Source organism: Micromonospora mangrovicola (assembly GCF_047200535.1).
In the GTDB taxonomy this organism is placed as follows: Bacteria; Actinomycetota; Actinomycetes; order Mycobacteriales; family Micromonosporaceae; genus Micromonospora.
This window is the reverse complement of sequence record NZ_JBJZOG010000082.1, coordinates 22,007-29,953: the sequence shown is the minus strand read 5'-3', so window position 1 is coordinate 29,953 and position 7,947 is coordinate 22,007. Positions and strand designations below refer to the sequence as shown.

The following is a 7,947-nucleotide window of genomic DNA, read 5'->3' as shown; positions in this document are numbered from 1 at the left end:
CTGGATCTTGGCGCAGACGCCGTCGAGTACGCCCTTGACGTCCGCGTTCGGCTGCCACAGCGGATCAAGCCCGGCCCGGACCTGCTGGCTCAGCTCGGCCTGCCCGGCGTGGCTGGGCTTGACCACACCGCTGGTGATGCCGTCGACGACCACCTTCTGCAGCTGCTCGGGCTTGAGCTTCGGGTTCGTCTTCGCCAGCGTCTCGGCGGTCAGCTGCGACTGCCGCGGCGGCGGGAAGAACTGGGCGAGCTTCGCCGAGTTGGTCGGGTTGGTCAGGAAGGCCAGGAAGTCGGCCGCCTGCTCGGCGTGCGGGCTCTTCTTCATCACCCCGATGCCGGCCTGGCCGACCACCGCGTACGGCCCCTTCGGGCCGGCTGGCAGGGGCACCAGGTCCCAGCCGAAGCCGCCGTCCTTCAGCAGCGACGCGCGCGAGATCTGGGTGACCGTCATGGCCGCGTCACCGGCGAAGAAGTCGGCGGTCGTGCCCGGGCCGGGCAGCGCCGTCTCGGTGAAGATCGCCTTGTGCAGGGCGGTCATCGCGTCGACCATCTCCGGGCTGTTGAAGCCGCAGGACCTCCCGTCCTCGCTCCACGCCCGGGCACCCCACCCGGTCCAGAAGGTGGACAGATTGTCCCAGCCCTTGTAGTCGAAGTCCCGGATCACCAGGCCGGCCTTGCCGGTCTTCACCGCCGTCGCCGCCGCGGTGGCCAATGCCGTGTCCCAGGTCCACTGCCCGGCCGCGATCAGCTCGGCCGGCGTCTTCTGCCCGGCCTTCTTCACCATGTCGGTGTTGACGAACACCCCGAACGGCGAGGTGGAGAAGGGGTACGCGTAAAGCTTGCCGTCGTTCTGCCAGAGCTTGAGGGTGGCGGGGGAGAGATCCTCGTACTGGTAACCCTCGGCCTTCTTGAGCGTGTCGTCGAGCGGCAGCAACGCGCCCGAGGCGACGAAGTCAGGGGCCGAGTTCTCGAACACCCATGCCAGGTCGGGCGCGTTTCCGCCGGCGATCTGGGTGGTCAGGGTCGTGGTGTAGTTCTCGAACGGCAGCGGGTCGAACTTGATCTCGGCGACGTCCGGGTGGGTCTTGCGGTACTCGTCGGCGATCTCGTTGAACAGCTTCAGATGCGCCTCGTTGGCTGACCAGACGGTCATCCGCAGCCGGGCCGGGCCGATGTTCTCCGCCTCGCCGCCGCCGCAGGCGGACAGGGCGAGGGCGCCGGCCAGTGCCGCAGCGACGAGACGTAGCGACTTTCCTAGCTTCACAATCTTCTCCTCACCGGGGGTCAGTACCCCGCGATCTGCGGCCATCGCGGTTCCACACCGACGGCCGAGATGCGGTCCGTGAATTCGGCCAGCAGGCGGGGGGTGCTGCGGACCGCACGCGGGGACTCGCCCCGCGCAAGGCAGAAGTCGGCCAGCAGGCCGGCGACCTCGCCGACGTTCCATTCGACGGGGTGCAGCCGGTAGCTGCCGTTGGTGATGTGCGTGGTGCCTATGTTCTTGCCGGCCGGCAGCAGGTTCGCCATCCGCTGCGGGATCAGCGCGCCGAGCGGGATCTCGAACGGGCAGGAGCCGACGTCGATGTAGTTGTCGCCGCCGGTCGACGGGTGCAGGTCGATGCGGTACATCCCCACGCCGACCGAGTCGGGGTAGTGCACCGCGCCGCGCTCACCCCGCACGGCGAGGGAGAGGTCCTGCTCCGCCACCGTGTACTCGGCGCGGATCCGGCGCGATTCCCGGATGTAGGGCGCCTGTGCCAGGCCGTCGCGGCTGCCGGTCACGTCGCCGCGCAGCCGCAGGCCGGGAAAGCCGGTGCCGCCGTCGGGCCGGGGCGCCTCGGTCTGCAGCCAGTAGAGCACCGAGTGCGACAGCTCGCGGGCCTTGGCCAGGTGCCACGACGCGTTCGGCACGTCGATGACCGGGCCCTCAAAGTAGTCGATCATCGGCCAGTTGACCAGCGTGATGTCGCTGCCGTATGCGCCGTCGACGAAGTTGCGCCGGGCGGCGATCCGCCGGAACGTCCACAGGTTGCCGTCACCCGGGTTGACCCGCTGATCGGCGTTGACGCTCAGCGGGTCGTCGTCCGGGTTGGGGGTGAAGCTGCGCTCGACGATCTCCAGGGTGCGCGGGTGCGGCGACTTCCAGGACAGCAGCCGGTCACCCCAGAAGTCGGGCTTGTAGTCGCGCCAGAAGTCGTACCCGGCGGGGCGGTCGATGGTGTGGTCGCCGTCTACGTGGTCGAGGGCGAAGCAGACCGACACCGCCTGCATGTTCATCGGCTGCGCCTCGGCGGGTGCGCTCGGCTCACCGGTCTCGGCCTGTGACTCGAACCCGGTGACGTACTCGGTGCCGGTCAGCGGCAGCAGCTCACCGGTCTCGGTGGCGTCCAGGATGTACGGCGCGACCACGTCGATCCGCTCGTCGTGGTCCCGGTGGACGAGGGTGACGCCGGTGACCCGGTCCCCGTCGGTCTCCGCGGCGACCGGGCGGTACGGCTGCAGCAGCCGCAGTCGCCCCGATCCCCGGTACGGCGCGAGCATCTCCTCGAGGACGGCGACGGCCACCCGGGGCTCGTGGCAGATCCGGCTCACCCAACCGGCGCCCGGGTTGAGGTCGGTCCAGGCCCGGGAGCGCTCGGTCAGCGGGTAGTGACGGCGGTAGTAGTCGCGGATGCCGTTGCGCAGGGCCCGGTAGCTCGCGGTGGCGCCGAACTGTTCGATCCAGGAGTGCTCGTCCGGCGGGACCGCCTGGCTGGTGAGCTGCCCGCCGAGCCAGTCGAACTCCTCGGTCAGGATGACGGACCGGCCGGCCCGGGCCGCGGCGAGCGCCGCGGCGACGCCGCCCAGTCCGCCCCCGACGACGAGGACGTCCGCACGCATAAGTACCACTTGCTTCCTTCCAGTTGCGCGGCCGGCCGCTCAGCGCCGGTCGACCGCCCGATCAGGGGTGCCGAGGGTGTCGCCCTCGACGAGTTCGCAGGGCAGGAGCCGCTGCTGGGGGCCGGCCGCGCTGCCGTCGATGCCGCCGGTCAGCACCTCGACGGCCTGGCGGCCCATCTCCTCCCGGGGGATGTGGAACCCGGTGAACGCGATGTCGGTGGGGACCGGGGTCGTCGGGTCGCCGAGGGTCAGGATCGACAGGTCGCCGGGCACGGTCAGCCCGCGCCGGCGGGCGGCCGACTCCAGCGCGACGGCCGTGGCGAAGTCCTCCACGAAGGCCACTGTGGTCCCGTCGGCCAGCAGGTCGTCGAGGGTCGCGTCGGCCGCCCCGGCCACGGCGGACACCTGGCGGGCGCTCTCCGCGGTGGTCGCGGCGGCGACGAAGCCACGGCGCCGGTCCTGCGAGGACTCGGCGGTCATGCCCATGCCCACGTACGTCAGGCGCCGGTGACCGCGTCGCAGCGCCAGTTCGACGAGCCGGGCGACAGCCGTGGCGTAGTCGGCGCCGACGTAGGGGACCGGTCCGCCGGCGTCGTCGCGGCGTCCGACGGCGACGTACGGGAATCCGTCGCGGTTGAGCCGGTGCAGCTCCGCGCCGTCGATCTCGCGTCCGAGCAGGATGCACCCGTCCGCCAGCCGCAGCCGGTTGTCCTGGTGGAAGATGCGTCGCCGGCCGTCCACCACCGGCGCGCTGGTGAACAGCAGCAGGTCGCAGCCGACCCGCTCGGCGTACTCCTCGATGCCGAGCAGGAACGGGTGGAAGAAGTCCCGGCTGCCGCTGGGGAAGGCGGGCTCGTACGTGAAGACGCCGAGGATCCGGTTGAAGCGCGAGGCGAGGCGGCGGGCCACGGGGTCGGCGGCGTAGCCGGTCTCGGCGATGACCCGCAACACCCGGTCCCGGGTCTCCGGGGCGATGCGGACCTCGGCGTCGGTCCGGTTGTTGAGCACCAGCGACACCGTCGCCTGACTGACACCGGCCAGCCGGGCAATGTCACGTTGGGTGACGCGTCTGGGGGGAGTGGTCACGGCGGGTCCTTCCGGGCCGGCTAATGCGTATTAGCGCTCGGCGTTGGGGAGGAGCCTGGTGGGTGGACCGGCCTTGTGTCAAGAGGATGACGAAGATTTCGAAGGGATGAACCTCCTGGAGTAATGCGCATTAGCGGGAGCCGTTCCGAGCCGGACGGCACCCGGGGTGACGCGGAGCTGCCCAAAGCCGGCGGGTTGGGGAGGCCCCTTGACAGGGGCTGCTCGGGGCAGGCAACATTCGAGAAGTATCGATGCTAATACGTATTAGCACACTCCGACTCGGGAACCCGACCGGTCGATGATCCCTGCACCCCTACGGAGAGTTACCGCCTGTCCCGCAGTGCCGCTGGCGCCGCAGCCGGGACGGCGGCCTGCGTGCTGCCGCCGCAAGGCGCTCCGCTCGGCACCGTTCGGCCGAGGCCCGCCCGCCGTCCGAGCCCAACCGACAGAAGAGGAAGACCCATGCCGAGACCACCCGCCCCGTCCCCCCGACGTGCCGTCGCCGCGACCGCCAGTGCCGGCCTGCTCGTCGTCGCCATGGCCGGCGCCGCGCCGGCCGCCGCCGACCCAGGCCTCGACTTCCCGCAGTTCACCTACGTGGGCACCGCGTTCGACAAGAGCACCCTCGCCTACAACCCGACGAACGAGTTCATCTTCCCGAGCGTCATCCGGGCGGCCGACTACTTTCCCCACCCGCTCGGCACCTACTACCTGTACTACGCGCCGCACGAGCGTCCTGGCGGGATCGCCCTCGCCTACTCGGACTCGATCAACGGTCCGTGGACCGAGTACGACGCCAACCCGCTGATCAGCAACACCTGGCTGCCGTACTACGCCACGGTCAGCCACGTCTCCTCACCCCACGCGGTGTGGATCGAAGGCGAGCGCAAGCTGTTCCTCTACTTCCACGGCGAGAACTCGATCACCCGGTACGCGACCTCCGACGACGGCATCCACTTCAGCTACGGCGGCACCGCCGTCAGCCGCAACGAGACCACCGGCGGCGAGACCTCCTACGCCCGGGTGTTCGAGAAGTCCGTGCCCCGCCTGGGCACGCGATATCTGATGCTCTTCATGGACAATCCCACGGGTGGGGCGCCCGGCCCCACCGGGCCGGTGTCCCGCCGGATCCGCTGGGCCGTCTCCAACGACGCGCGGACCTGGACCATGCAGCCCGAACCGATCGTCACCCCGCAGGGCGACGAGGGCCCGAACGCCTCCGGGCCCTTCTTCCTCCGCTGGAACGACCGCAACCTGGTGATCTACCACGCCGCCGACGGCAACATGCACGCGGTGGACGTCGGGGAGAACTTCGACCAGGAGATCCACCTCGGCGTCGTGCACGACTCGATGGCTGCCGCGCCCGACCTCGGCCGCTCGGCCGCACCGACGTTCTACTTCGACGGGCGTACCGCGCACATGTACTACGAGGCCGGCGCCCGGCTCACCGCGACCATCGCACACGCCACCGCCACCCTGTCAGAACCCGTGCCCGCACGGCAGCTGGACTGCACCGTCGACCGACCGGTCCTCTGGCCGCCGAACCACGAGCTGGTCGACGTCACCGTGACCGTGGACCTGCGCGACGGCGTGCTCGGCCCGAACGCGTTCACCCTGACCGGCGTGACCGGCGGCGACGCCACGGACGTCAGCGACTTCGCCACCGGCACCCCCGACACCAGCGGTCAGCTGCGGGCCGAACGGGCCGGCAACGGCGGGGACCGCGTGTACCACCTGACCTACGCCGGCCACGACGAGATCGGACGACCGGTCGGCTGCGCGGTCGCCGTCACGGTCCCGCACGACGAGGGACAGCCACCAGCGTGATCTCGAACGTGCGGCTGCGACCGTTCGGCGCGCGGTCGGCACTCTTCCAGACATGCGCCCCGGCCCCGGGTCGACGCGACAACCGTCGATACGGGGCCGGGTCGTGGCGCAACGACCTGCGCAGCGGGGGACCGGTGTCGCCCGGCCCACCGCCGACGGGTCGGCGCCGGGTTTCCCGGCCGCGGGCCGGGTGGCCCGCCGGGAAAGCCGCGTTCCGGCGCTCTGATCAGCTGATGGTCCGGGCGCGCTTAGGCGGAGTCCGTCACGACAGTCCACCCACCGTCGACGGTGAGGGTGGCACCGGTGACGTAGGAGGCTCGTGGGGACGCGCGGAAGCCGACCGCGGCGGCCATCTCTGCAGCACGGTCGCCTCGACACCCGCCCGGCGCTCCGACTCGGACACCCGGTCCCACGCTCAGGTCAGGACCGGTCCGGGCAGTGCGCAGTCCCGCACATCCGCCGCCGTTCCGCCGGAATGTCCGGGATGCCGTAGCGCTCCTGGCGGTCGCCCGAACCGGATGAGGCACGGTCACCCTCGGCCGCAGGACGCTGTGGGCAAGGCGCACCGAACCGAACCGCAGCGCAACCGGCGGTTCGACGCGATCCGGCCGGAGAGGAGAATCAGGTGGAATACCAGGACTTCATCAACGCGGTCGCCGCGCGGGCAAAGGTGTCGACCGACCAGGCGGCGACACTCACCCGCTCGACCTTGCAGACATTGGCGTACCGGATCAGCGCCGGCCAGGCTGAGGACCTCGCCTATCAGCTTCCGGACGGGCTCGCCGCTCACCTGAGCAGACCGCTCGGCGGGGAAATGGCCGCGCCGTTCGGGTTCGAAGAGTTCGTGCGGCGGGTGGGGGACGACCCGGACGTCGACCGTGCGCTCGCCGGCGCCGCGGTCCCCGCGGTGCTCACCACGCTACGTGAGGCTGTCACCCGTGACGAGTTCGAGAACGCGGCGGCCCAGCTCCCGAAGGAGTTCTGGCAGGCGATCGAGCCGGTAAGTGCCGGTGGCGGGCCGCACCTCGCGTCGTAGCACCCGCCGCCGAGGTGGGAGCAGGTGTGCCCGTGTCGCACGCGGGTACGCCGCTGCCGCCAAGCCGCAGATGATGCCCAGCTGCGTACGCTCGGCTTCCGGCGATCCGGCTGATTCCGCGACCGAGAGACGGGCGGCGTCCGACCGAGGGGACATTGCGCGGAACACGTGTGCCGGCACCGGAAGCGGGTAGGCACATTGCGGGACGTGAACCGGTCACGGAAGTCCGAACAGCGGGTGCTGGGAGCGACGCTGGTGCGACAGCGCCGGCCGGCGCTCCCGCGGTTCCACAACCAGGCGTCGAGATCCGCTGCCACCTGTGGGGACCCGGGCGGCTACCCGGAAGGAGAAACGTGAACCACGCCGAGTTCCTCGAAGCGGTGGGGGAGCGGGCAGGGCTGCCGCCGGCGGAGGCGGCAGACGTCACCCGGGCCGCGCTCACGACACTGGCTGAGCGGGTCAGTGGCGGCGAGGCGCAGGACCTCGCCGCGCAGCTCCCGGCGGAGTTGCGGGGGTACCTGCACAAGACCGTGGACTTCGCCGAACAGCTCGATCTCGTGGAGTTCCTCAACGAGGTGGCGGCGCGTACGGGCATGGACGATCAGCGGGCCGCCGACGGCACCCGCGCGGTGCTGACGACCCTGCGCGAGGCGGTGACCGTCGAGGAGCTCGGGGACCTGGAAGCCGAGCTGTCGAAGGACATCCGACAGCTGCTACGCACCGATGAGGCGTGGCCGGGCCTTCGGTCAGGTGATCGTTAGGCTGGGCCTTGCCGGTGAACCGAGCCGGGGAACGCCCATCCGGACGAGCAGGAGACAACGACGGTGCCGAAGGCCTACTGGATCAACACCTTCCGGTCCATCAGCGACGAGGAGAAGCTCGCCGCCTACATCGAGCTGGCCGGGCCGGCGATGCGCGCCGCCGGCGGCACGTTCCTGGCGCGCGGCCTGCCGGCGCAGGCGTTCGAATCAGGCCTGCTGGAGCGTACGACGCTGATCGAGTTCGACAGCGTCGACGCCGCGGTCGCCGCCTACCACAGCCCCGCCTACCAGGAGGCGCTGCGCGCGCTCGGCGACGGAGCCGAACGCGACCTGCGCATCATCGAAGCGGCGGCCTGAC

Annotated in this window: 7 protein-coding genes; 4 read left to right on the top strand and 3 right to left on the bottom strand. The window is 70.8% G+C overall.

Going from position 1 to position 7,947, the window contains the following annotated elements:
• From ACL02O_RS25595 to ACL02O_RS25585, 3 genes are all read right to left on the bottom strand, one after another.
• The coding region (locus ACL02O_RS25595; RefSeq protein ID WP_412820708.1) for an ABC transporter substrate-binding protein at positions 1 to 1,308 on the bottom strand (1,308 nt) is incomplete at its 3' end.
• Positions 1,284 to 2,879, bottom strand: a complete 1,596-nt coding sequence (locus ACL02O_RS25590) for an FAD-dependent oxidoreductase (protein WP_412820707.1) — start codon at positions 2,877 to 2,879, stop codon at positions 1,284 to 1,286. The genes ACL02O_RS25595 and ACL02O_RS25590, both read right to left, overlap by 25 nt.
• 39 nt (positions 2,880 to 2,918) lie before the next feature.
• Positions 2,919 to 3,965, bottom strand: coding sequence for a LacI family DNA-binding transcriptional regulator (locus ACL02O_RS25585; RefSeq protein WP_412820706.1), 1,047 nt, complete (start codon positions 3,963 to 3,965; stop codon positions 2,919 to 2,921).
• Positions 3,966 to 4,427: 462 nt separating this feature from the next.
• On the opposite strand from ACL02O_RS25585, the gene ACL02O_RS25580 reads away from it, so the two are divergent.
• The 4 genes from ACL02O_RS25580 (at position 4,428) to ACL02O_RS25565 (ending at position 7,946) form a co-directional block, all read left to right on the top strand.
• Positions 4,428 to 5,792, top strand: coding sequence for a glycoside hydrolase family protein (locus ACL02O_RS25580; RefSeq protein WP_412820705.1), 1,365 nt, complete (start codon positions 4,428 to 4,430; stop codon positions 5,790 to 5,792).
• Between the two features lie 625 nt (positions 5,793 to 6,417).
• Positions 6,418 to 6,828 (top strand): DUF2267 domain-containing protein, encoded by a 411-nt coding sequence (locus tag ACL02O_RS25575; RefSeq protein WP_412820704.1) that lies wholly within the window; start codon positions 6,418 to 6,420, stop codon positions 6,826 to 6,828.
• Positions 6,829 to 7,181: 353 nt separating this feature from the next.
• Complete coding sequence (locus ACL02O_RS25570; RefSeq protein WP_412820703.1) at positions 7,182 to 7,589, top strand: DUF2267 domain-containing protein; 408 nt, start codon at positions 7,182 to 7,184, stop codon at positions 7,587 to 7,589.
• A 63-nt stretch (positions 7,590 to 7,652) separates the two neighbouring features.
• Positions 7,653 to 7,946 carry a DUF1330 domain-containing protein gene (locus ACL02O_RS25565; protein ID WP_412820702.1) on the top strand — a complete coding sequence of 98 codons (294 nt, stop codon included), beginning with the start codon at positions 7,653 to 7,655 and terminating at the stop codon, positions 7,944 to 7,946.
• Position 7,947: the final 1 nt, after the last annotated feature.

Excerpts from the sequence above, each read along its gene's own strand:
- ACL02O_RS25590 (WP_412820707.1), bottom strand. The coding sequence starts at position 2,879 with ATGCGTGCGGACGTCCTCGTCGTCGGGGGCGGACTGGGCGGCGTCGCC.
- ACL02O_RS25580 (WP_412820705.1), top strand. The coding sequence starts at position 4,428 with ATGCCGAGACCACCCGCCCCGTCCCCCCGACGTGCCGTCGCCGCGACC.